General features: G+C 48.8%; 22 protein-coding genes. 13 read left to right on the forward strand and 9 right to left on the reverse strand.

Annotated elements, in window-relative coordinates; genetic code table 11:
* Window positions 1-16 precede the first annotated feature (16 nt).
* Window positions 17-3724, reverse strand: a complete 3708-nt coding sequence (metH, locus tag JX580_RS00310; RefSeq protein WP_248850818.1) for a methionine synthase — start codon at window positions 3722-3724, stop codon at window positions 17-19.
* 193 nt (window positions 3725-3917) lie between these two features.
* On the opposite strand from metH, the gene JX580_RS00315 reads away from it, so the two are divergent.
* The 3 genes from JX580_RS00315 to JX580_RS00325 all read left to right on the forward strand — a co-directional run bounded on the left by JX580_RS00315 (window position 3918) and on the right by JX580_RS00325 (window position 7820).
* Window positions 3918-4688, forward strand: coding sequence for an HAD-IIB family hydrolase (locus tag JX580_RS00315; RefSeq protein ID WP_248850819.1), 771 nt, complete (start codon window positions 3918-3920; stop codon window positions 4686-4688).
* Complete coding sequence (locus tag JX580_RS00320; RefSeq protein WP_248850820.1) at window positions 4685-5896, forward strand: glycosyl transferase; 1212 nt, start codon at window positions 4685-4687, stop codon at window positions 5894-5896. The genes JX580_RS00315 and JX580_RS00320 overlap by 4 nt, the downstream gene beginning before the upstream one ends.
* 148 nt (window positions 5897-6044) lie before the next feature.
* Entirely contained in the window at window positions 6045-7820 is a 1776-nt protein-coding gene (locus tag JX580_RS00325) for a sugar phosphorylase (protein ID WP_248850821.1), read from the forward strand.
* Window positions 7821-7829: 9 nt separating this feature from the next.
* Here the strand turns inward: JX580_RS00325 and JX580_RS00330 are convergent, their stop codons facing one another.
* Window positions 7830-8966: a glycerate kinase gene (locus JX580_RS00330; RefSeq protein ID WP_248850822.1), complete on the reverse strand. Its 1137-nt coding sequence runs from the start codon at window positions 8964-8966 to the stop codon at window positions 7830-7832.
* Between the two features lie 77 nt (window positions 8967-9043).
* Window positions 9044-9718: a ComF family protein gene (locus tag JX580_RS00335; RefSeq protein ID WP_248850823.1), complete on the reverse strand. Its 675-nt coding sequence runs from the start codon at window positions 9716-9718 to the stop codon at window positions 9044-9046.
* A 65-nt stretch (window positions 9719-9783) separates the two neighbouring features.
* On the opposite strand from JX580_RS00335, the gene bioB reads away from it, so the two are divergent.
* Genes bioB through JX580_RS00355 form a run of 4 tightly spaced genes read left to right on the forward strand, consistent with a single transcriptional unit; the run spans window position 9784 to window position 12576 of the window.
* Entirely contained in the window at window positions 9784-10788 is a 1005-nt protein-coding gene (gene bioB, locus JX580_RS00340) for a biotin synthase BioB (RefSeq protein ID WP_248850824.1), read from the forward strand.
* 23 nt (window positions 10789-10811) lie between these two features.
* Complete coding sequence (locus JX580_RS00345; protein WP_248850825.1) at window positions 10812-11699, forward strand: D-hexose-6-phosphate mutarotase; 888 nt, start codon at window positions 10812-10814, stop codon at window positions 11697-11699.
* Window positions 11696-12193 (forward strand): hypothetical protein, encoded by a 498-nt coding sequence (locus tag JX580_RS00350; RefSeq protein WP_248850826.1) that lies wholly within the window; start codon window positions 11696-11698, stop codon window positions 12191-12193. Before JX580_RS00345 ends, JX580_RS00350 begins: the two co-directional genes overlap by 4 nt.
* 32 nt (window positions 12194-12225) lie before the next feature.
* Complete coding sequence (locus JX580_RS00355) at window positions 12226-12576, forward strand: DUF3392 family protein (protein WP_248850827.1); 351 nt, start codon at window positions 12226-12228, stop codon at window positions 12574-12576.
* On the opposite strand, the gene JX580_RS00360 is transcribed toward JX580_RS00355, so the two are convergent.
* Both JX580_RS00360 and JX580_RS00365 read right to left on the reverse strand, forming a co-directional pair.
* Window positions 12573-13163, reverse strand: a complete 591-nt coding sequence (locus tag JX580_RS00360) for a histidine phosphatase family protein (RefSeq protein WP_248850828.1) — start codon at window positions 13161-13163, stop codon at window positions 12573-12575. The genes JX580_RS00355 and JX580_RS00360 overlap by 4 nt on opposite strands.
* Before the next feature lie 12 nt (window positions 13164-13175).
* Window positions 13176-13502, reverse strand: a complete 327-nt coding sequence (locus JX580_RS00365) for an ArsR/SmtB family transcription factor (RefSeq protein WP_248850829.1) — start codon at window positions 13500-13502, stop codon at window positions 13176-13178.
* Between the two features lie 203 nt (window positions 13503-13705).
* Here JX580_RS00365 and JX580_RS00370 point away from each other — a divergent pair, with 203 nt between their 5' ends.
* Window positions 13706-14152: a DsrE family protein gene (locus tag JX580_RS00370; RefSeq protein ID WP_248850830.1), complete on the forward strand. Its 447-nt coding sequence runs from the start codon at window positions 13706-13708 to the stop codon at window positions 14150-14152.
* Between the two features lie 75 nt (window positions 14153-14227).
* On the opposite strand, the gene rfbA is transcribed toward JX580_RS00370, so the two are convergent.
* Window positions 14228-15109, reverse strand: a complete 882-nt coding sequence (gene rfbA / locus JX580_RS00375) for a glucose-1-phosphate thymidylyltransferase RfbA (RefSeq protein ID WP_248850831.1) — start codon at window positions 15107-15109, stop codon at window positions 14228-14230.
* 136 nt (window positions 15110-15245) lie between these two features.
* Between rfbA and JX580_RS00380 the strand changes: the two genes are divergently transcribed.
* From JX580_RS00380 to JX580_RS00400, 5 genes are all read left to right on the forward strand, one after another.
* A complete protein-coding gene (locus JX580_RS00380) occupies window positions 15246-16583 on the forward strand; it encodes an undecaprenyl-phosphate glucose phosphotransferase (RefSeq protein WP_248850832.1) in 1338 nt (445 codons plus the stop codon).
* 89 nt (window positions 16584-16672) lie between these two features.
* Window positions 16673-17080 (forward strand): sugar 3,4-ketoisomerase, encoded by a 408-nt coding sequence (locus JX580_RS00385; protein WP_248850833.1) that lies wholly within the window; start codon window positions 16673-16675, stop codon window positions 17078-17080.
* Window positions 17077-17601 carry a GNAT family N-acetyltransferase gene (locus JX580_RS00390; protein ID WP_248850834.1) on the forward strand — a complete coding sequence of 175 codons (525 nt, stop codon included), beginning with the start codon at window positions 17077-17079 and terminating at the stop codon, window positions 17599-17601. Before JX580_RS00385 ends, JX580_RS00390 begins: the two co-directional genes overlap by 4 nt.
* A gap of 18 nt (window positions 17602-17619) precedes the next feature.
* Window positions 17620-17880, forward strand: coding sequence for a hypothetical protein (locus JX580_RS00395; protein ID WP_248850835.1), 261 nt, complete (start codon window positions 17620-17622; stop codon window positions 17878-17880).
* Window positions 17877-19445: a DegT/DnrJ/EryC1/StrS family aminotransferase gene (locus JX580_RS00400; protein ID WP_248850836.1), complete on the forward strand. Its 1569-nt coding sequence runs from the start codon at window positions 17877-17879 to the stop codon at window positions 19443-19445. The genes JX580_RS00395 and JX580_RS00400 overlap by 4 nt, the downstream gene beginning before the upstream one ends.
* Here the strand turns inward: JX580_RS00400 and JX580_RS00405 are convergent.
* From JX580_RS00405 to JX580_RS00415, 3 genes are read right to left on the reverse strand one after another with little or no spacing between them, the layout of a single operon-like run.
* Entirely contained in the window at window positions 19438-20319 is an 882-nt protein-coding gene (locus tag JX580_RS00405) for a glycosyltransferase family 2 protein (RefSeq protein WP_248850837.1), read from the reverse strand. The two genes, JX580_RS00400 and JX580_RS00405, sit on opposite strands and share 8 nt — an antisense overlap.
* The gene (locus JX580_RS00410) at window positions 20312-21640 is read right to left on the reverse strand and encodes a glycosyltransferase family 61 protein (protein WP_248850838.1); all 1329 of its coding nucleotides are present in this window, start codon (window positions 21638-21640) and stop codon (window positions 20312-20314) included. The genes JX580_RS00405 and JX580_RS00410 overlap by 8 nt, the downstream gene beginning before the upstream one ends.
* Window positions 21633-23453: an ABC transporter ATP-binding protein gene (locus JX580_RS00415; RefSeq protein WP_248850839.1), complete on the reverse strand. Its 1821-nt coding sequence runs from the start codon at window positions 23451-23453 to the stop codon at window positions 21633-21635. Before JX580_RS00415 ends, JX580_RS00410 begins: the two co-directional genes overlap by 8 nt.
* Window positions 23454-23780: the final 327 nt, after the last annotated feature.

Raw genomic sequence — 23780 nt, forward strand, 5'->3', positions numbered from 1 at the left:
TTACCTTAAGCAAAACCTAGTTAAAATCTTCTGGGTCGTAACCCAAGTTCGGTGCCAGCCATTTTTCGGCTTCGGCGATGGTCCAGCCTTTACGGTGCGCATAGTCTTCGGCTTGATCACGACCTATTGAACCGACGCCGAAATATTTGCTTTGCGGATGCGCAAAATACCAGCCGGATACCGCTGCGGTTGGCGTCATCGCATAGCTGGAGGTCAGTTCTAAACCAATTTCTTGATCTGGCTGCAACAGTTCCCAAAGTGTACCTTTTTCGGTGTGTTCTGGATTGGCCGGATAACCGGGTGCCGGACGAATCCCTTGATATTTTTCTTTGATCAGCTCTTCGTTGGTCAGGTTTTCATCGCTTGCATAACCCCAGAAGTCTTTACGTACCAGCTCATGCAGATGCTCAGCCAATGCTTCGGCCAAACGGTCAGCTAGGGCTTTAAGCATAATCGAGCGATAATCATCATGCTCGGCTTCAAAACGAGCGATATGCTCGTCAATGCCAATTCCGGCGGTGACCGCAAATGCGCCTATATAATCGGGCAGCACCAGGCCTGCTGAACTCGCTTTCGGTGCAATGTAGTCGCTCAAGCACTGATTATACTGGCCGGGTTTTTTCTCCGCCTGTTGGCGCAGATGATGCAAGCGAGTTAATGGCGTGGCACGGCTGTCATCGGTGTAAAGCTCAATATCATCGCCCACCGCATTGGCCGGATAAAAGCCAATCACCGCACGAGCCGTCAGCCATTTTTCCTCGATGATCTGTTTCAGCATGGTTTGCGCATCGGCAAACACTTTTTTCGCTTCTTCGCCGACAATCTTATCGTCTAAAATGCGCGGATAGAGGCCATGCAAATCCCAGGATTGGAAAAATGGCGACCAGTCAATGCGCGGTAAGAGGTCTTCTAAGGCAATGTTATCGAATACCTTTTTGCCGAGGAAAGTCGGTTTTGGCGGGGTGTAATCCGTCCAATCTATCGGGATCGGGTTTTCACGCGCTTTGTTTAGCGGCGTGCGTTTGACTTGCTTGGCGCGTGCTTTGCGCTCTTCACGCAGTTGTACATACTCGTCACGAATTTTGGCGGCAAAATCGGCTTTCAGTTCGTTGGAAATCAGGCTTTGCGCCACACCGACTGCACGCGAGGCGTCCTTCACATAGACCACCGGATGCTCATATTGCGGTTCGATTTTGACCGCGGTATGGGCTTTGGAGGTGGTTGCGCCACCGATTAATAACGGAATCGACATACCGCGACGTTGCATTTCTTTGGCGACATGCACCATTTCTTCCAGTGAAGGCGTAATCAAACCCGACAAACCGATGACATTCGCGCCTTCACGTAATGCGGTATCGAGAATTTTCTCTGCCGGCACCATGACGCCCAAATCAATCACTTCAAAGTTATTACACTGCAACACCACGCCGACAATGTTTTTGCCGATGTCATGCACATCGCCTTTGACGGTTGCCATGACAATCTTGCCTTTGGCTTGACCCGAGGATTTTTCAGCTTCTAAATAGGGTTGCAAATAGGCCACCGCACGCTTCATCACCCGCGCAGACTTGACCACCTGCGGCAAGAACATTTTGCCCGCGCCAAATAAATCGCCGACCACGTTCATGCCGTCCATGAGTGGCCCTTCGATCACTTGCAATGGCGAACCGAGCGTGGTGCGTGCTTCTTCGGTGTCATCTTCAATAAAGTCGGTAATGCCTTTAACCAGTGCGTGTTCTAAGCGCTTTTCAACCGAAGCTTCACGCCACTTGATGTCTGATTCTTTGCCTTGTACCGAGCCGTCACCACGGAATTTTTCCGCCACTTCCAGTAAACGGTCGGCTGCTTCCGGGTCTTTGTTAAGAATAACGTCTTCAACCGCTTGCTTCAGTTCTGGGTCGAGGTCGTCATAAATCGCCATTTGGCCGGCATTGACGATGCCCATATCCATGCCTTGCTGAATCGCGTAATACAAAAACACCGAGTGAATCGCTTCGCGTACTGGATTATTGCCACGGAACGAAAAGGATACGTTCGATACGCCGCCGGACACCATGGCATAAGGCAGGTTTTGTTTAATCCAACCGGTGGCCTCGATAAAATCCACTGCGTAGTTATTGTGTTCTTCAATGCCGGTGGCAACGGCAAAAATATTCGGGTCGAAAATAATGTCCTCTGGCGGGAAGCCATTCGCCACCAATAAATCATACGAGCGCTTACAAATTTCTTTTTTACGCGCAAAGGTATCGGCTTGGCCGTCCTCATCAAACGCCATGACAATCGTTGCCGCGCCGTAACGCTGAATCAATTTCGCTTGGGCTAAAAAGTTGGCTTCACCCTCTTTGAGTGAAATCGAGTTAACAATGCCTTTGCCTTGAATACACTTTAAACCGGCTTCAATCGCTTCCCATTTCGATGAGTCAATCATCACTGGCACCCGTGCGGCATCCGGCTCCCCGGCCATCATATTCAAAAAGCGCGTCATACAGGCCTTGGCATCGAGCATGCCTTCGTCCATATTGACATCAATAATTTGCGCACCGTCATTCACCTGCTTAACCGCGATTTCAACCGCTTGTTCGTAGTTATCTTCAATAATTAACCGTTTAAACAGCGCCGAACCGGTCACGTTATTACGCTCACCGACATTGACAAACAGGGTGGTGTCATCAATCGTCATTGGCTCTAAGCCAGACAAACGACAGGCTTTTTTAATTTCAGGAATAGTGCGTTGTGGATGGGCGAGTGCCGCCTGAGCCATGGCTTCAACGTGATCCGGCGTAGTGCCGCAACAGCCGCCGATAATATTCAGCCAACCGGCTTGCGCCCAGGTTTGCACTTCAGCCGCCATTTGTTCGGGGGTTTCGTCATATTCACCAAATTCATTCGGCAGGCCTGCATTCGGATGCACCGATACATAGCATTCAGCAATACGGCTGAGCTCTTCAACATAGGGGCGTAATTCTTTCGGGCCGAGCGCACAGTTGAGGCCAACCGATAGCGGTTTGGCATGGCGAATTGCATTATAAAAAGCTTCGGTGGTTTGGCCGGATAAAGTCCGCCCCGAAGCATCGGTGATGGTGCCGGAAATCATAATCGGCAACTCTTCACCCAGCGCGTCTTCGACCTGTTTGACGGCAAAAATCGCGGCTTTGGCGTTAAGGGTGTCGAAAATCGTTTCAATTAAAATAACATCCGCACCGCCTTCCAATAAGGCTTCGGTCGCTTGCACATAGGCACCGACCAGCTCATCAAAGCTGGTGTTACGAAAGCCCGGGTCGTTCACATCCGGCGAAATCGACGCCGTACGGTTTGTTGGGCCGAGCACCCCGGCAACAAAACGCGGTTTGCCATCTTCCGCTTGGGCGATGTCACAGGCCTCACGCGCGACTTTGGCGGCACAAATGTTAATGTCGCGCACCTGATCCTGCATATCGTAATCGGCTTGCGCAATCGTGGTGGCGTTAAACGAGTTGGTTTCAAGAATATCGACGCCTTGGCGCAAAAAACTTAAATGGATGTTGCGAATCGCATCGGGTTTGGTGATCACCAAAATATCGTTATTGCCTTTGATATCCATATGGAAGTCGGCAAACGTCTCACCGCGAAAATCCTCCTCAGACAGGTTCAAACCCTGAATCATTGTGCCCATTGCGCCATCCAGCACCATAACACGTTCAGTGAGACATTGTTTTAACAAGCTAACCCGTTGCAGACGATCCATAAACCAACCCATGTATTGTTCAATCAAAAGTCAGTCATTTTAACGCAAAATCAATAGAAAAACCGAAACTCGCAACCTCTGTTCATGCAGTTTTACCAAGAACCCCAACCTGAAAACACGATTTATTCCTAATTTTATGGAATCAATTTTGCTAAAAAGTTTATATCTGAATGAAAAACAAAAGGAGAGGTCTATGACATCCTGGTTGGTCTCAACCGATCTTGACGGAACCTTGTTAAATCATCACAGCTATGAATATAAGCCGGTGATACCGCTGATAAAGCAGCTTCAACAGGCGGGTGTTCCATTGATATTAAACTCTAGCAAGACCTATGCGGAGCTTATTCAATGGCAACAAAAGTTAGGTTTAACCGACCCGATTATTGCCGAGAATGGCGGCATCGTGGTCAGGCATGGCCAGGTTTTGCACCAAATTGGGTCGTCTCGCGCAGACATACTGGCTTTGATTCATGAATGGCGGCAACAACAAGGCTGGCAGTTTGAAGGCTTTGCGGATTGGAGCGTTCAACAGCTAGTCGAAAAAACCGGTTTAGATCACACCTCAGCCAATTTAGCCATGCAGCGAGACGTTACTGAACCGATTGTTTGGCTTGGCTCACCAGCAGGCCTGGTTCAATTCACTCAGTTCCTAGCGCAACACCATTTGCAGTTACAAAAAGGCGGTCGCTTTTATCATGTAATGGCACAACATGACAAGGCTACTGCCTTGGCGCAACTTATAGCTGCCGATTCGCCAACCCGAATCTTAGCACTGGGTGATGGTGGCAACGATCGAGCGATGTTGGCGATGGCGGATGTCGCGGTGATTATGCCGAATCCACAAGGCGGTTACCTCGATCTAACCGCGCAAAATCCAAACCAAGTTATTTATCATGCGCCGCAACACGCACCGCAAGGCTGGGCGCAGGCCGTCAACCATTTCATCTTTCAGGAGGCTTTATGAGCGATTTCTTTCAAAACGGTACGGTCACGACCTTCCACAATTTAACTAAGCGCCCGCTAGACGAGTTGGAATGGGATCTGGTTAATTTTTCGCGCCAAAAACCCATGGGACTGATTTTACCCTCGCTATTCAGTGAGCTGGAAGGTGAAGCCCTAACCGGCATTTTGAATCAGCTTGAAAAGGTGCCTTATTTATCTGAAATCGTCATAGGTCTAGATCGTGCCGATCAGAAGCAGTTTGATTATGCGAAAAAATTCTTCTCACGCCTGCCGCAGCCGCACAAAATTTTATGGAACGACGGCCCACGGCTTCAAGCTGTAATGCAACCGCTGATTGGAAAAGGCCTAGCACCTACCGAACCGGGCAAAGGCAAAAATGTCTGGGGCTGTTTTGGTTATGTGCTCGCTTCTAAACAAGCGCAGGTGGTGGCACTTCACGACTGCGATATTTTGACCTATGAACGAGAAATGCTCGCACGTTTGCTTTATCCGGTGGCGCACCCCACCTTTAACTTTGCGTTTTCCAAAGGCTACTATGCGCGTTATGCCGAAGGCAAAATGAACGGCCGCGTGGCACGCTTGTTGGTCACGCCCTTGTTGCGTGCGCTGGAAACCGTGTGTGGTCAAGATGAGTTATTAAGTTATCTTGATTCGTTTCGTTATCCGCTGGCGGGCGAGTTCGCCTTGGATGTCGGGGCGCTGCAAGACGTGCGGATTCCGGGGGATTGGGGGCTGGAAATCGGCATTTTGGCGGAAATTCGACGCAACTTTTCAACCCGACGTGTCTGTCAGGTTGAGGTGGCGGACCGCTATGACCATAAACATCAAATCGTGTCGTTTGACGATGCCAATGCCGGTTTATCACGCATGAGTCAGGACATTGCCAAGTCCCTGTTCCGCAAACTCGCTACCCGCGGTCATCAATTCTCACGTGCCACCCTGCGCAGTGTGCGAGCGGTCTATTATCGTACCGCGTTAGATCAGCTGGAATCCTATGCGTTTGATGCCGAGATGAATGGCCTAAGCCTTGATCGTCACCAAGAAGAACGGGTGGTGGAGTTGTTTGCAGACAATATTTCACTGGCCGGTGATGCCTTTATTAACATGGAAGACGAACGCCCATTTGTGCCGAATTGGAACCGCATTGCCAGTGCATTCCCCGATATTTTTGAAGAACTTAAACAAGCGGTTGAACTCGATAATGCCTAGATCACCACGACCCAAGGGCTTGTGATGACAAGAGTAGGGTCACAACAAAAAACCAGTCATTGCGAGCCGTAAAGCGGCGTGGCAATCTGACGATCACAAGGGTCGCTTAGCATGGTTTTAAAAATTAATCAGCAGGAAGGAGAATAAAGTGAGCGAACAGATTTTTGAACGAATTAAACAGCGCCTGCACAAACTCTATCCGCTAGAGCAGGCCAAAGACACCTATCAAGAACTCAATCGCTTGATTCAAATTTGCGGGATTGAAACGCAAAAAAACAACGAGCAGTGGACCCAGCAAGATGTAGTATTGATCAGTTATGGCGATAGCTTGCTGAATTCAGACACGAGTGATGCGCCGTTAAAGGTATTGCAGCAGTTTCTAAATACCCAGGTAAAAGACGTGATCAATACCCTGCATATTCTGCCGTTCTTTCCTTACAGTTCGGATGACGGCTTTTCAGTCATTGATTATGTTAAGGTTGACCCAGATCTTGGTGATTGGAGCGATGTTGCCGCCATTAGCCAAGGCTACCGGTTAATGGTCGATTTAGTGATTAACCATATCTCGCGTGAAAGCCTTTGGTTTACCGATTACAAAGCTGATGTCGCACCGTTTAACCAGTTTTTTATCGAAATGCCGCGTGATGCTGATGTCTCGCAGGTGGTGCGACCACGCAATTCGCCGCTATTGGTGCCGGCATACACTCATCGGGGGCGCAAGTATGTCTGGGCGACCTTTAGCGCCGACCAAATTGATTTAAACTTTGAAAACCCCGCCGTGCTCATCAAAATGATCGAGGTCCTGCTGTTTTATATCAAACAGAAAACCCATATTTTACGTTTGGATGCGATTGCGTTCTTATGGAAGAAACTCGGCACCGACTGCATCCACCTGCCGCAAACCCATGAAGTCGTTAAACTGATTCGGGATGTGTTTGAGTTGGTCAGCCCGAGTGCGTTGGTGTTGACCGAAACCAATGTGCCACACACCGAAAACCTGTCGTATTTTGGCGAGGGGGATGAGGCGCATATGGTGTACCAATTTAGTTTAGCACCCTTGGTGTTGCATGCGCTCTATCGGGCCAACGGCAGCTACCTAACCCGTTGGGCGCAACAACTATCGCCGCCGCCATCGGGCTGTACTTTTTTAAACTTTACCGCCTCGCACGACGGGATTGGCTTGCGCCCGGTCGAAGGCATTCTTCCGGAACATGAAATTCAGGAGCTGATTAACGGGATGCACCGACAAGGTGGCTATGTGTCGATGCGCAGCCGACCCGATGGCAGCGAATCGCCTTACGAAATCAATATTGCCTTGTTTAGCGCGTTTCGAGAAATCGCCGGTTCGCTTGATCCGGATCAATGGCAGGTCGAACGCTTTATTTGCTCGCAAATGATCATGCTCACCTTGCAAGGCATCCCCGCGTTGTATATCCATAGCCTTTTGGCCACGGTTAACGATCAAACCGGGGTAGAGCGCACCGGGCGCACCCGCTCAATTAATCGCCGAAAATGGGAAATGAGCCAGTTGCAACCCTTGTTAGATGCCGAAAATAGCCCAAACGCGCGGGTATTAAAACGTTTAATCTCGGTATTGAAAAAGCGCAAAAAACACAAGGCATTTCATCCCGACAGCGCCCAAAAGGTATTGGATGTGGGGGCGGACTTTTTTGTGGTTTGGCGCGGTTTAGGTGAACTCGACTTCCCATTGCTGGCGGTGTTTAACCTAACCAACCAAGTTAAAACCCTTGAGTATCCATTCGAGCAGGCTAACGAAATCCATCAAGACTGGGTGGATTTATTGGAAAAGAAAGTTCATCCACTAAACCAACAACCGCTAAGTTTACAGCCCTATCAAGTACTATGGCTGATGCCCGCCCAAGTCAACAACATCAACCCCCTATGGGCGATGCAAACGGCCTAAGGCTTCAAGCTAAAGCGGGTTGTCGGGCTGCCAAAACAAGCGCAGGGTGCTGTAGAGGGTGTTTTGGAGCCATTGGGGGGTGTGTTGCATCGCGGTTTTTTCGTCCACGATGCCTTGAACCAGACTAAACAGGCCGATAAACTCCGGCAGATCAGATGGTGAAACCGCCAGTTGACCGCAAATGCCCAAGGTGGGCACTTGATAGCGTTGGGCCAGTTGCGCTAGGCGCATCGGCAGTTTGCCCATCCGTGTTTGCGCGTCCAGCTTACCCTCACCGGTGATCACCAAATCCAACGGCGTTTGAAAAACCGCTTCTAGCTGGGTGGCCTGCGCCAATAAATCAAAACCACTTTGTGTTTGCGCATTTAACACCCCGATAAACCCGCCCGCCATCCCGCCAGCGGCCCCCGCGCCGGGGCGGTCAGCCATAGCGCGGCCTAAGTCCTGCTCAATCCGCTTTGCAAATTGCGCCAACCCATTTTCTAACAGCGCATGATTTTTCGGTGTCACGCCTTTTTGCGGACCAAATACCCGCGTTGCCCCCAACTCACCGAGCAGCGGATTGGTGACATCACAGGCCAACTGCCAGTCAATCTGTTTTAAATTCGTAGGAACGCAGCCGATACCTGCCAAATCGACCAGGCCTGCTCCGCCTTGCTGAATCGGCTCGCCATCCGATTTTAACAGCTCAACCCCCAATGCCTGCAAGGCGCCCGCGCCGCCATCATTGGTCGCGCTGCCCCCCAAACCTAAAATAACGCGTTGCGCACCGAGTTGAAGTGCGGCGTTAATCACTAGACCTGTGCCATAACTGCTGGCGTGTAATGGGTTGCGCTCGGATGGTGTAAGGCGCGGCAAACCCGAAGCCTGTGCCATTTCGATGATTGCAGTATGACTCTCGGCTTGCCAAGCAAAGTCCGCTTGAATCGAATGCCCCAGCGGATCAAGGGTTTCAACCTGTTTTCGCTCAGCGAGTCCGGCATAAACAAACGCATCAACAAAACCCTCACCACCATCAGATAACGGCCGCTCAATAACCTCAACCTCCGGCCAATAGTGTTGAATCAAATGGTTGGCAATCTGGCAAAATTCAACCGCACTAAGCGAGCCTTTAAAACTATCCGGTGCAATAAGAATCCGTTTCATGGACTTAACCCCTCTTGAGGTATTCATTTAAGTTTGAGTGTAGCATTTTTGGCGGTCAGCGCAAATTTTAGAGGGATTCAAAGCGTTTTTGCGAGCGCCCACGCCTCGATGACCAGGCCTGCTTGTGCGTTAGCTAAGGTGCTTGCTGCGGCTTGCATGGTGCTGCCGGTGGTAATCACATCATCCACCAAGGCAAGCTTGCCGATTCCGTTCAGGCTTTGCGGCTGAAAAACAAATGCCGATTTAAGATTGCGTCGCCGTTGCTGAGCGTTCAAATTGGTTTGGCTTGGGCTTGCCTTTGGCCGACTCAGCGCATCAACAACCGGCAGATCAAGCTGCTTACCCAGCATACGGGCGATTTCTAAAGCCTGATTAAAGCCGCGTTCACGCAGGCGAGTGCGATGCAGCGGAATCGGCACCAGCGCCTCAACGCCATGCCGATCAAAGGATTCCGCCATTAATTCAGCAAACAGACGGGTTAGGTGCAATTGCCGGTGATACTTCAACTGATGAATCAACTCGCGTAATTCATGCTCAAATTCAAACGCCACCTGGGTGCGGCTAAAGGCAGGGGGCGAGCGCAAACAGCGCCCACACACCCAACCCTGCGCGCTGGGTTCGGCACATCGCGGGCACAAGTCAACCTTGGGTCGCCATTTTTCAACCAAAGCAGGGCTAATATCCAAACGGTCTGTCAAGCGATCCGTTACCACGCAGCGGGGTGGAAAAATCCAGCGCTCAAGCCAATGCATCTGCTTACACCTAGTCAATACGTTGGGGTTATAATAGCCAACAATAGCCTCAAGGAAAACAAAATATGAAACAACTCGGTGAACTGCGACACGACTGGACGCTGGCAGAAATCAAAGCCATTATGGATCAACCGTTTAACGATCTGATGTTCCAAGCCCATACCGTGCATCGGCTGCATTTTGACCCCAACGAAGTGCAAGTCAGCACGCTGGTTAACATTAAATCCGGCGGTTGTGCCGAAGACTGTGCCTACTGCTCACAAAGCGCACGCTACGACACCGGGCTGGAAAAACAAAAAATGATGGCGGTACAAGAAGTACTCGACAAAGCCATGCAAGCCAAAGCCAAGGGCGCAACCCGCCTCTGTATGGGCGCGGCCTGGCGCAACCCGAATAAAAAAGACTTTCCGGTGGTATTGGAAATGGTTAAGGTGGTGCGTGATCTCGGCATGGAAACCTGCATGACGCTCGGAATGCTGGATGACGAACAAGTGCAACAGCTTAAAGAAGCAGGCCTGGATTATTACAACCATAACCTCGACACCTCCGAAGCCTACTACTCAAAAGTCATCACCACCCGCAGCTTCCAAGACCGACTCGACACCATCGACAAGGTGCAACAAGCCGGCATTAATGTTTGCTCTGGCGGCATTATCGGCATGGGCGAACAACACAAAGACCGCGCCGAACTGCTGCGCACCTTCGCCAATATGAGCCAACATCCCGGTTCGGTGCCGATAAACCTGCTGGTTCCGATTGAAGGTACGCCTTTAGAAGCCATGCGTGACCAAACCGATGCGTTTGAATTTATTCGTGTGATTGCCACCGCACGGATTTTGATGCCCAAGTCTTATGTGCGCTTATCCGCCGGACGCATGGAACTGAACGAACAAGCTCAGGCCTGGTGCTTTTTTGCCGGAGCCAACTCAATCTTCTATGGCGACAAACTGCTGACTACCGACAATCCGGAAGCCGACCACGACCACCAGTTGTTTGCCAAGCTGGGTTTAAACATGCAAAAACAAACCAAAGCCCATCTGCAAGACGATGCGCAAGCCAAAACCGCCTAAACCAACAACCCAAGGAAACCACCATGCTTAGTTCACTACAAACCCGGTTCAATCACCCAAACGTGCGTTTTTACCAACAAGACCAACTGATCATGGTGGAACTAAAAAACAGCTTTGGTCAAGCCACCTTAACCACCAACGGCGCCACCCTGTTAAGCTACATTCCGCAAGGGGGTGATGACTTACTGTATGTCTCACAAACAGCCGTTTACGATGGCACCAAACCGGTACGCGGTGGCGTGCCGGTATGCTGGCCTTGGTTTGGCGCGCACCCGACTGATGCCGGCCAAAAAGCCCACGGCATTGCGCGTTACGAACTCTGGCAGGTTGAAGCCGTGACATCCGTCGGTGAACAAGGCGAAGCCACCCAGCTTACCCTCAGCCTAACTCCCAATGCCAACACTCAAAAAGCCTGGCCGCATGATTTTAAACTCAGCCTAATCGTCACCCTAGCCGAAAAACTCGAAGTCGAACTCAAGGGCGAAAACCTAAGCCAACAAGATTGGACGGTATCAGAAGCCTTGCACACCTATTTCCGCGTAGCCCAAGCACCAGGCCTGCTGATTAGCGGTTTAGAAGGCGCGAGCTATTTTGACAAAAACCGTGATTTTGCAGAATTCACCCAAACCGAAAGCTTAAAACTCCAAGCCCCGATGGATTGTGTCTATGTAGATCACAGCGCGGCGGTAAAAATCCACGATCAAGGACGCAACATCCTGATCGAAAAGCAAAACAGCGCCAGCACGATCGTATGGAATCCGGGCGAGCAGGGGGTGAAAAGCTTTGCCGACATGCCGGATGCCGACTACCAGGTCATGCTCTGTGTTGAAGCTGGCAATGCGCTACAAAATAGCTACACCCTGGCGGCAGGCCAAAGCCACAGCTTAAAAATGTGGTTATCTGCGCAATGAATTGGCTAAAAACCAAAGGCAGGGGATGGCTCAGTCTAGTCGGGCTAATAAGCGTTATGGCAAGCGCCCAAGCCAAACCCACGCTGCCGCTGGAAGGCAGCTGGGTTTGTCCGTCAAAAATCGCCATCTCAATGATCGGTCAACCGGTAGAAGTTGCGATTACCAGCCACAACCTGCTCAATCGCCAAGGGCAATTTGCCTCTCGTGGACAAGCCAGCGTTAACCTCGGCTTTGTGCGCCCAACAGTCAACGCCGTTAGCCAAGGCCGTTGGCAACGCCAAGGCGACCACTTGGTGTTAGAAGTCGAAAGCCTAAGCTTTAGCCCGGCGACACAAAGCGGTGTTCAACTGCAATACGCACTGATCTCGCAACTCGAAGCCCTATTGCCGCCGATGCCCTATCGACAGCAAAACAAAATACTGCTCGAAACCCTAGAAAAAGTCATTATCGGAGACCCACAAGGCCAGCGATACCAATGCGAACGTCAACCCTAAAATAACAGAATAAAAGCCAAAAGGAGAGGGCTATGGAATGGAGTGTATTAACCGATGCCTTAACGCAAATTCTAATATTCATTACCGGCCTTATCCAGCCGCACCTCTACGCCATCAGTCTTGCGATGATGGCCACCCTGCTGGTTATCTATGGCGACAACATGATGAGTCTATTCAAACAACAGCTAGGCGGGCTTAACTTCTTTCTAAAGGTCAGCCTATTTATCCTGTTTTGCGCCTTTGGCTTTGCGTTAATAACCCAATACCTAACCCCGCTCATCGTCGATTTGTTTAACAAAGCCGACGAAACCTGGCTAGGCATTGCAGTGGTAGGCGTATTCTACCTGCTAGGATTTCTTGCCCAGCGTAAAGGCATTATCTAGTCAAACACCTTGGTGGCGACCAGATCAAACAAACCGTCACCCAAAGGCTCTACCACCGCCACCGTGCCGGGGCGGACTCGTTGATGAATCAACTCGCCAATATTGGGGCGATGGGTTACCAGAATCAAGTTACCCTCTGCGTTAAAGTTGCCAATCAATTGGCGGCTCCAGCGCAAATTCGCATTCGCCTGTTCTTCGGTTAAAGCCCGAATCAAACGCAACTCTGCTTTCACCTCAAACTCGCCGAAAGCCAGTTCCGCCGTATCCTTAGTGCGACAATGCGGGCTGGCCCAAACCGCATCAATCTTAATACCCTGTTGCCTAAACGCCTCACCAATCGACCTAGCCTGCTCACGCCCCGCCTCAGACAAATTGCGCTCAATAAAACAAGACGGATCCAGCGAAAACGGATCACCCACCGCCTCATCCAGCAACGCATGTTGAATCAACACCACCTTACCGCCTTGCGCCAATGCCTGCCAAAAAAGCCTATCTTCCGCCTTGATACTACTGGAAAATAACAGGCTCGAAACTAAAACCAAAAGCCAAGCTGACAACCCCCTAAACCCGCTGATAGAATAACGCATCACACACCGCCTTTAACAAGAAGAACAATCCGACCGATTTAACCGCGCAAGATCCGCCCGCAAACTCTCGATTTGATCCAAACCGGCATCAGCTAACAACGCCTGACCCTCAGCCGTTAAACGATAATGCACCCAAGTACCATGTTTCTCGGTATCCACCAGGCCTGCTTCTCGCAAAATCGCCAAATGCCGCGAAGAAAAACTCTGCGCAAACCCCAACACCCGCATCAACTCACACACACACAAACTCTCTTGCCGGCACAAAAGATTCAACATCCGCAAACGCGCCGGATGCCCCAAGGCCTTAAACTGCTGGGCTTTCCTATCCAAGTTCATCATAAACAGACTACTCAAATCACAAAATAAACCAAATTCTACCACGCGCCGAAAAATACAAATCAGCAAGGGCGGTACAAAATTAAGAAAAAATTGGGCTTAAAGCAAACAATAAGAAAAACTAATCCCTGAATCATATAAATCAGCGCGCAAAAAACCAAGCAAACAAGTAAGCTAATTTTGCGTAAAAATAAACAGGAGGACGCATGAAAAAACTAATCGCACTATTCGGCTTATGGGCGCTGGCTCTAAGCGCCCAAGCGCAATACCAAGAACCAAAAATCACCCATGAAGGCTATGGCAACCAAAAGGTCGTTTACCAGCTTAACGACAGCAACCCGGATTTCCAACTACAAATCCTGCGCAACGTAAATAACCATGTACGAGCGATAGGCGCCGACAAGATCGACCTAAAAATAGTCGTGTTTGCCGGCGGTATGGCAGCACTTGAAACCAGCAAACCTGAAACCGTCGCCGCGCTGGAAAACCTGCGCGCTCAAGGCGTTGAAATCAAAGTATGCAACAACACCCTAAGAGCCAGAAACGTCGATTGGCGAAGCCTAAAAGACGTTGAAGAAACCGACATAGTACCCGCAGGCGTCGCAGAAATAGCCCACCTACAAGCCAAAGGCTACCAATACCTACGCCCTTAAGATTAAAAACCCGCCAGCAAAAACCAGACCTGAACTAAACCAGGCCTGGTGACGCTAAACTCAGCTAAAAAACGACTACTTTTCCCTTTCCGCACAGCGAATTAAATATTGACCATACTGGTTTTTTTTCAAAGGTTCAGCCAAATCCAGCAAGGCTTGCTTATCAATATAACCCATCTCAAACGCAATCTCTTCTAAGCACGCAACCTTTAACCCCTGGCGCTTCTCAATCGTTTCAATAAACTGAGAAGCCTCCAATAAACTTTCATGGGTGCCGGTATCCAACCAAGCAAAACCGCGCCCCATTTTCTCCAGCTTCAAACGCTCCTCAGCCAAATACATCTGATTTAAACAAGTGATCTCAAGTTCACCTCGGCCTGAAGGCCTTACCGCCGCCGCCTTAACCACCACATCATTCGGATAAAAATACAAACCGGTCACCGCATAATTTGACTTGGGTCGGCTGGGTTTCTCCTCAAGCGAAACCACATGACCCTCGTCATCAAACTCCGCCACACCATAACGCTCAGGATCATGAACATGATAGCCAAAAACCGTCGCCATTCTATCCTTCGCCGCATTCTCAACCGCCGCCGCAAGGGTTTTAATCAAATAATGACCATAAAAAATATTATCCCCCAAAATCAAACAAACATCGTCCTCACCAATAAACTCACGCCCCAAAATAAACGCCTGAGCCAAACCATCCGGGGAAGGCTGCACCACATACTCAAACGACAGACCCAACTCCTTGCCATCCCCCAACAATGCCTGAAAACTCAACAAAGACTCAGGCGACGTAATAATCAAAATCTCCCGAATCCCTGCCAGCATCAACACACTCAAAGGATAATAAATCATAGGCTTATCATAAATAGGCACCAACTGCTTCGAAATCCCCTTGGTAATCGGATACAAACGAGTTCCCGAACCCCCGGCCAAAATAATCCCTTTCATTCACCCTCACTTCAAAAAAACAAACGGCAGATTAAAAGACAATAACAAATACCCCTAATTTAACTGCCGAAAAAACAAATTCGGCCAGTATAATACCAAACCAAATCATCACCAAACGAAACAACAGGAGCGCACATTGGGGTATCGCAGAGATTTCGAATTTCTGCTCTGGATTCAACGACTACTCGACCTAAGCCTTCCGCTAATAACACTGATGTTGATGGAGGGCTGGCGTCACAGTCAAGACCCTTCAGAGCCAATTATAATTGCACTCCTAGCCGGTTTAGCCTACCTGGTCAGCGCCCAACTGCTCGGTGTTTACCGCAACTGGCTTGACCGCTCCATGACCGCCATACTATCGCTCGCCATCAAAGCAGGCCTGCTGGCTACCGCACTGGGCAGCTTTCTTATCCTCAGCAAACCGCTTGACCCAATATTTACGCTCAACTTTCTAATACACTGGTTCACGCTATTTATCCTGTTACTGGTCGGCTATCGAATTATCATTATTCTCATATTAATGGCCTACCGCCGCTTTTTCAGAATAAAACGCCGCATAGTCATTTGTGGCCGAAACGAAATCGGACAACAACTGGCTGAAATACTGCAAACCTCGCCCTGGCTAGGCTATCAATTTAACGGATTTCTCGATGCCAAAGGCCAGCCACTAGACCAGCCGGCCCAACCGTATGACGAAGTATTTATCTGCCTGCCGACCAAAGAAGAAGCCCAAATACAGCAACTGCTTAACCACTTTGCCAACTCCACAAAAGTGGTGCGATTTGTTCCCGACCTTTTCAGCTTCGACCTAATGCAAGGCAGCTACAGCAACCTAAACGGCATACCTGTGTTCAGTGTATTTGACTCCCCATTAAAATCCGTGTCAGCTCGCTGGGTCAAACGGCTTTTCGACCTCAGCCTTGCCAGCTCAATACTACTCGTTATATGGCCGCTACTCGCCCTAATAGCCATCATGATTAAACTTACCACACCCGGCCCAATACTCTTCAAACAAATACGCTACGGGCTGGATGGCAAAGAAATTAACGTCCTCAAATTCCGCAGCATGACCGTCTGTGAAAACGGCGACCAGATCCAACAAGCGCAAAAAAACGACCAGCGCATCACAGCGCTCGGTAGGCTGCTCAGAAACACCAGCCTAGACGAACTCCCCCAACTCATCAACGTCATCAAAGGCGAAATGTCGCTCGTTGGCCCGCGGCCCCATGCCAAAGCCCACAACGAACTCTACCGTACCCTTATCCCCAAATACATGCAACGCCATCTAGTTAAACCCGGCATTACAGGCTGGGCGCAAGTCAACGGCTGGCGAGGCGAAACCGAACAGCTAGAAAAAATGCAAAAGCGCGTAGAATTTGACCTACACTACATCAAAAACTGGTCACTGATGCTCGATATCCGCATACTGATCCTCACCCTCGGCGTTGTCCTAAGCCGAAAAAATGCCCATTAAATCGTGCAAGTTTTGCTCAAAAACAGCAAAACTGGCATAATACAGAGCATAAAAGCCAAGTCCATAACTAAAGACGAAAACACACATCAATGAACCTAATTAAAACCCTAGACCTCGAACTCCACGGTGACGAACGCGGCTCGCTGATTGCATTCGAAGCGCAAAAAAATATCCCGTTTGACATCAAGCGCGTTTACACCATCTTCAATACCCAACCCGGCGTATCCAGAGGCTTTCATGCCCACCGCAACCTCAAACAAATCGCGGTATGTCTAGCCGGTTCCTGTCGCTTTGTACTGGATGACGGCACACAAAGGCAAGAAATTACCCTAAATAACCCACTAAAAGGCTTAATAATAGACGAATGGATATGGCGAGAAATGCACGACTTCACAACGGACTGTGTATTAATGTTGATCGCCAATCAACCCTATGATGAACAAGACTATATTCGAGACTACCAACAATTTAAAACCCTGGTGTCAACAAACCCATGATTAAGCAAACCGGAAAAAGTATCAACTTACGTTTAGCAGCGCTAAGCGATGCCGAGTTTATACTTGCGCTGAGAACACAAACGGATAAAACCCGCCACCTTAACCCGGTCGAAAATAACCTAAAAAACCAACAACAATGGCTTAAAGCCTACCAACTTCGCCAGCAAGCGGGGCTGGAATACTACTTTATTATCGAAAGCCAACAGCACGAACCGCTGGGCTTGGTGCGTGTGTACGACCTACAACCGGAATCCTTCTGCTGGGGCAGTTGGTTAATCAAAGACGGCGCACCGCAAACTACAGCAATCCAATCTGCACTACTGATTTACGAATTTGGCTTTCAGCAACTAGGCTACAAAAAAGCCCATTTTGACGTGCGCAAAGCCAACCAACGCGTCATCGCATTTCACCAACGCTTTGGTGCACGCATAATAGGCGAAGATGCATTAAACTATTACTTCAACTACACATATGAAGACTATTTAACAATCAAGCAAAAGTACCGCCGTTTTCTCAATTAAGCGGCCAAGGATATAAACATGAGCCAATTAGTTTTAGAAATTAAAAACGAGCTTGTAAAAGAACGCTTGCTATGGCTTTTGCAGCATTTTAAAAAAGACGAACTTGAAATCGTAAATCACCAACCAACTGAACACAACCAGGCCTGGTCAGATGACTATATCGAAAAAAACTGGAAAACAATCGTCTCAAAAAGTTTAGCTAACTTGCCAGAAGGGTATGAAAAATCAGAAGCCCATTACGAAGCTAGAGCAAACTATTTAATGAAAAAATATAAATGAAAGCGGTTCTACTAGATAACAATATTATTATCGATATGCTCTCTGAAGATAGGCAACGCAATTTTCCGAGCTCAAAACAAGTCATTGAAATGCTTTATGAGCGCAACACGCCCATTTATGTTAGTGTATCATCCTTGGACAACCTTGAGTTCGTTATGGTTTCTGAAATCAAGCGTTATACTGGCTTAACAACCGCTATCGCCAAAAATATAGCTAGGTCATCAATAAAAGACCTTCTTACCAAAGTAAAACTTGCCAAAACTCCAAGCTACATTGACATCGACTACGACGACATCGAAGACTCACAAATCATCGCCTCAGCGCGCGCGGTAGATGCCAAAGTCCTCACGCGTGACGAAGGTATGTTGTCAAAGTACCCAAATGACATACTAACCCCGGCGCAATTTATCGCTCAAAATACGGCCGCAGAAAAAGTGCCCTTTTTAGACCTCAAAGCCATAAACCAACAATACACCAATGATTTTGAGCAGGCGTTTGACCAAGTGTTGCATTCCGGCTGGTATATCCAAGGCAGCCAATGCAACGCCTTTGAGCAAGAGTTCGCTGACTATTGCGGCACCAAACATTGCATCGGCGTGGCGAATGGCTTAGATGCGCTGATTCTTATTCTAAGAGCCTACAAACAACTCGGCCGACTAAAAGAAGGCGACGAAGTGATTGTACCGGCCAACACCTACATCGCCAGTATGCTCGCCATCACCGAAAACCGCCTAAAACCGATACTGGTAGAACCGGATGCACAAACCTACAACCTTGCACCAGGCCTGCTTGAACAAGCCATTACCCCACAAACCAAAGCCATCCTCGCCGTACATCTCTACGGCCAACTCGCCGATATGCCCGCGATTAACACCCTAGCACAAAAACACAATCTCTTGGTGATCGAAGATGCGGCACAAGCGCATGGCGCGCAGCATAACGGCCGCAAAGCCGGAAACTGGGGCGATGCCGCAGGTTTTAGTTTCTATCCGGGTAAAAATCTGGGCGCGCTCGGCGATGGCGGGGCGGTTACCACCAACAACAACGAACTGGCACAAATCATCCGCGCGCTCGGCAACTACGGCAGTCACAAAAAATACCAAAACCGCTACCAAGGCCTCAACAGCCGTCTAGACGAAATGCAAGCCGCGCTGCTGCGTGTCAAACTCAAACACCTAGATCAAGAAATTCAACACCGTCGCCAGATAGCCGCGATGTATATGCAGGCTGTCGAAAATGACAGGATTGTTTTACCCATTCACAATTCAACAACAAACATACAACAATACGCAAGCCACGTCTGGCACCTATTTGTAATCCGCACCACCGAGCGCGATAAATTGCAAACCTATTTAACTCAACAAGGCATCCAAACCCTGATTCACTACCCGATACCGGCGCACAAACAACAAGCCTACCCAAACTGGGAAAACCTAGCGTTACCTATTACCGAAACCCTTCAGCAACAGGTTCTAAGCCTACCCATTAGTCCGGTGCAAACTCTGCAACAAACCCAAACCGTCATCGCCGCCCTCAACAACTTCAACCCCCATAAAGCTACTTAAAAAACCGCAAATAAGCGGTTTTTAACAAGCGCCTATCAAAAGGCAACCCCACGTCAGTTCGCCAAGCCCGCCAAAACCAACGCAAAGCCTCAAACTTATCGGTTTTCAAATAATAAAACATCTGCGCCACCATCACCCGCGCCAAAGCCTTTGAATACAAAGGATGATCTCGATAATCCTCTAAAATGTTCACCGAACACTGCCAAATAGCCTCATACTGCCAAGACACATTCTGCTGATGCAACCGCTTTTTAACCAACAGCTCCCCGGTGTTTAAAAAAACCTTGCCATCGGCTAACAAGCGCAACGACATAAACCAATCCTCAACCACCAACCCCGGTCGATAACCTATAGCGCGCAAAGCTTCAAGCCGAAACATCGCAGAAGGAGCAGACAAAAACGCATAACGTAAAAAAACATCCTCAAAACGATAGACACAACGCGGATAATCCCGCTCACGAATCACTTGACCCTCAGCATCAATCACAATCTCGCCGCCATACACCCCAGCCACTGACCCATCACAAGCCGCAAATTCTGCCAACTGTCGGCTCACCTTATTAGACAACATCACATCATCAGACGCCATCGGACAGACAAACGCACCCCGGCACCAAGCCAACCCCTCGTTGAGCGTCACCGCCACGCCGCGATTTTCCCGCGCAAAAAACGCAAACCGCTCAAACCGTTTCTCACAGGCATCCACCCACGGCTGAATCACCGCCACCGAATTATCCGACGAGCCATCATCAATCACCACCAGCTCAATCCTGGCATAATCCTGATTAATCACACTCTCAATCGTTTCCGCCACAAATGCAGCATGATTAAAACAAGGAATTACCACACTCACCAACGGCCTAGTGTCAATCATTATCCGCACCCAGATTCAAACCATCCAGCCAAGCCTCCAACTCAGCGGCATTCACTCGATAACTCGAATGCAAATAATCCGGCTCATCCACCTCCGTCGCCAAAAATCTTAAATCGCAACCGACATACTTCGCCAAAGAAGAAAAAGCCGAAAAATCCATCAAATGCTTAGGCAACCAACTCAACGCCTGAAGATCAGGGTTAGCGAACACAATATTAGTCCAAGCCGCACCACTTGCCCCAACAACCCATTTAGCATGATAAAACAACCAAGCCTGCTGCCATAAACTAAAATCCTCCATAAACACCGGCTCAAATCCATGCTTAACCAAACAGGCTTCAACTTCAGTTTGGTTATAACCTCTGGCCGAACCACGTCGTCGAGCTAAAAACAAACGCGCCAACGGCTTTAAACCCCAGTTCTGCGACAAGGCTTCCGCCAAAACCCTATCTCTAAGCCAAAGCACAGAAGCAGGGCGGTAATAAAAAAACCGCAAATCCAAACCCGGTTGCGCAGTATTAAACAACACATTGTTTGGCGCACTAATAGTAAACAGCACCTTCACCCGCGCCATTTTTCCGGCCGGCAAATACACCACCCGCTGCTGCCATTCGAACGGCAATAAACGTAAACAGGTTAAAAAGTTAGCGGTATGCAGCACCTCCTGTGGCAGCAGCAGCGGAACATCTTTATCAACCCAAGGCGCCACCTGCTCCAAATACGCAAACTTAGTAAAAACTTCAACCAACCAATGGTAAAAATTATGCGCCCCATTCCCCCCTACAAAAAGCGCCTGCTCAAATTCAAGCGGAGCCTCAGCCCAATAAGCATCTAAAAGCGCACACTCAGCATTATTAATAATCAAACCACCGGTGGCATAATCATACTCACCCTCAGCCACCTCCGGCATCCTTTCAATGACCGCCGTTTGGTTTAAAAAAACATGAGAAGAACGACCATGAACCAAGCCTCTTTCAAACCGAAACAACCCCACTTCGGCGGCTAAATTTTGCCGCACTGCGCCCTGTTTACCAACTTCGGCAGGCCCAAACACAGGGTGGCGCTCAGCGGAAGCCAATACCGCTAGCTTACAGCTATCAGCCTCATCCAACCAAACAACCTTAAAACAATTTAACCCCTTAAAACGTTTCCCAAGCCAGCCGCGCCTCAACACATCGCAACGCCAACTTTTGGCCAAGCAGCAAGCCAGCCCCCATTCAGCCAAACGGCGTCTAAAACGATCACGCCAAAACACCAGCCTATTCGCCACCCTGACAGGCAGGGCGCGGCGTAGCCAAAGCTTCAAGGCACGATTAACCATGATCGGCCAACTCCCTAAACGGCGCACAACTCGCATAAAGCGACGCAAAGTCACCCTGAGCAATCACCCGCCCCTGATCCAAAACAAAAATCACATCACAATCCTTTACGGTTTTAATCCGGTGCGCAATGATAACCAACAGCTTTTGACCACGAATCGGCACAATCGCATTCATCACTTCACGCTCCGTCACGCCATCTAAAGCACTCGTCGCCTCATCCAACACCAACACCTCCGCATCACGATATAAAGCCCGCGCTATCCCAATCCGCTGGCGCTGGCCACCTGAAAGCTGAACACCGCGCTCCCCAACCTCGCTATCCAACCCTTCGGGCAAGCTACAAACCCAATCCCACAACTGCGCAAGCTCTAAAGCCCGAACAATCGCCGTCTGATCGCGTAATTCGGGTTCGATACCAAAAGCCACGTTATCCGCAATCGAACCGCTCGACAAAAAAATGCTCTGAGGCACAAACCCAACCAGCGATTGCCAATCATCAATCTGCCCATCCGACAAACTTACCCCGTCTAACTGAATTTCACCCGCAGTCGGGCGTATCAAGCCTAAAAGCAAATCAGCCAAGGTGGACTTGCCTGAACCGGAAGCCCCAACCAAACCAATCGTCTGTTTTGCACCAAAACTAACATCAATATTCACCAAAGCAGGGCGGGAGCCTTGTGGATAGTCAAAACAAACCGACCTAAACCTCACCCCTTGCTTTAAACACAATCGAGCAGGGCTAGAAGCCTCTCTGCTGCACGGCTTGTCGGCGGAATCAGAAGCTAACGCCAAGCGAGCCGCCTGTAAATCTGCTTCAATCGACTCAAATGCAGCCAGATTGCCCTTCATCACCGTTAAGTTTGCATACACCTGCTGCAAAGCAGGTAACAATTTAAACGCCACCAACGCAAAAAACACCAAACTAGGCAAAACACTCACTAAGCTTTGTTCACCAAAAACTAACCAAATACTCGCCACCGCAACCAAAAGCCCAAAAGCCAACCACTCCACAATAAAGCGTGGCACCAAAACCAATGCATTATTTCTACCAATCGCCTGAGCAAGTCCTTCACTGGTATCCACAAACCGTCGTGCAAAAAAACCTTGCCGATGCGATAACAAAATATCACGAATACCACCAAAGCCCTCAAGCATCAAACGATAGCGCTCAGTCGCCAAATTCGAAAGCTGCTCACCATGATAATAAACCTGCCGACGTACAAAAAAATAAACCAAACCATAAGCCAACCCAAACACCAGCAAGCCAGCCAAGGCCAGCCAAGGGTTAACCCAAAACAAACCCAGCCCCAAAACAACAACTAAAACCAACCTTGCATTAAGCTGAATAAGTGGTTGAATAAACCCATGTGTCACCCGAACCGACTCGGTAGAAATTTGTTTATTAAGTTCAGCGCTGCTATGCGTGCTATGGAACAACCAAGGTCGTGTAATATAATAAACATACAAACAATCAGCGATTTCAGCACCAATACGACTTGCCAGAATTGACAGTCGCCATAAGGTTAGCAAGGACAAAGCCATAGAAAAGCTTAAAAGCAAAAATATTCCCAACCCAACAAGACTAATAAAAGCGGCCTCACGTTCAAAACCAAACAAATTAAAAAGTGAAAACAATAAACCCGACTGGTAAATGTAGGCGCTATCGCCAATCAAGGCAATAAATGGCACAATAGATGCTAGAGAAATAAATTCCATCATCGCAGAAATAACAACCCAGAACTGTAATCTCAACAGTTGGTGGCGATGGGGGGTGGAAATTAAGTCTAATAGTGATAAAGTATTCTTAAACACAGTCGTTAAACCAAAAATAATAGCTTATTCTAGCATTATTGACAGATTAGTAATAACTAACAATACAATCGGTAACTGATGGACAAGAGGGGTAAAGAATTTATAAACTAACAATTAAGCAGGCTTACAACAACAATTTCTCATTGATTTAGATCAAGAAAAAGTTAACATAATTGTAATAAATTCAATTAATAAACCACATAAGAAAACAAGCGTAAAAAAAATAGGCAAAATAATTGCAAAACCGTTTCCAATCTGGTCTAATTGCGATTGACTTAAAGGAATAGGCTTGAAACTTATTAAGTTTACTAGCGTCGAAACAGTGAA

The organism is Thiomicrospira microaerophila, assembly GCF_023278225.1.
Taxonomy (GTDB): domain Bacteria; phylum Pseudomonadota; class Gammaproteobacteria; order Thiomicrospirales; family Thiomicrospiraceae; genus Thiomicrospira; species Thiomicrospira microaerophila_A.

Coding starts and splice junctions, on each gene's coding strand:
- metH (WP_248850818.1), bottom strand. CDS start 3,724: ATGGATCGTCTGCAACGGGTTAGCTTGTTAAAACAATGTCTCACTGAA.
- JX580_RS00315 (WP_248850819.1), top strand. CDS start 3,918: ATGACATCCTGGTTGGTCTCAACCGATCTTGACGGAACCTTGTTAAAT.
- JX580_RS00320 (WP_248850820.1), top strand. CDS start 4,685: ATGAGCGATTTCTTTCAAAACGGTACGGTCACGACCTTCCACAATTTA.
- JX580_RS00330 (WP_248850822.1), bottom strand. CDS start 8,966: ATGAAACGGATTCTTATTGCACCGGATAGTTTTAAAGGCTCGCTTAGT.
- JX580_RS00335 (WP_248850823.1), bottom strand. CDS start 9,718: ATGCATTGGCTTGAGCGCTGGATTTTTCCACCCCGCTGCGTGGTAACG.
- bioB (WP_248850824.1), top strand. CDS start 9,784: ATGAAACAACTCGGTGAACTGCGACACGACTGGACGCTGGCAGAAATC.
- JX580_RS00345 (WP_248850825.1), top strand. CDS start 10,812: ATGCTTAGTTCACTACAAACCCGGTTCAATCACCCAAACGTGCGTTTT.
- JX580_RS00350 (WP_248850826.1), top strand. CDS start 11,696: ATGAATTGGCTAAAAACCAAAGGCAGGGGATGGCTCAGTCTAGTCGGG.
- JX580_RS00355 (WP_248850827.1), top strand. CDS start 12,226: ATGGAATGGAGTGTATTAACCGATGCCTTAACGCAAATTCTAATATTC.
- JX580_RS00360 (WP_248850828.1), bottom strand. CDS start 13,163: ATGCGTTATTCTATCAGCGGGTTTAGGGGGTTGTCAGCTTGGCTTTTG.
- JX580_RS00365 (WP_248850829.1), bottom strand. CDS start 13,502: ATGATGAACTTGGATAGGAAAGCCCAGCAGTTTAAGGCCTTGGGGCAT.
- JX580_RS00370 (WP_248850830.1), top strand. CDS start 13,706: ATGAAAAAACTAATCGCACTATTCGGCTTATGGGCGCTGGCTCTAAGC.
- rfbA (WP_248850831.1), bottom strand. CDS start 15,109: ATGAAAGGGATTATTTTGGCCGGGGGTTCGGGAACTCGTTTGTATCCG.
- JX580_RS00385 (WP_248850833.1), top strand. CDS start 16,673: ATGAACCTAATTAAAACCCTAGACCTCGAACTCCACGGTGACGAACGC.
- JX580_RS00390 (WP_248850834.1), top strand. CDS start 17,077: ATGATTAAGCAAACCGGAAAAAGTATCAACTTACGTTTAGCAGCGCTA.
- JX580_RS00395 (WP_248850835.1), top strand. CDS start 17,620: ATGAGCCAATTAGTTTTAGAAATTAAAAACGAGCTTGTAAAAGAACGC.
- JX580_RS00400 (WP_248850836.1), top strand. CDS start 17,877: ATGAAAGCGGTTCTACTAGATAACAATATTATTATCGATATGCTCTCT.
- JX580_RS00405 (WP_248850837.1), bottom strand. CDS start 20,319: ATGATTGACACTAGGCCGTTGGTGAGTGTGGTAATTCCTTGTTTTAAT.
- JX580_RS00410 (WP_248850838.1), bottom strand. CDS start 21,640: ATGGTTAATCGTGCCTTGAAGCTTTGGCTACGCCGCGCCCTGCCTGTC.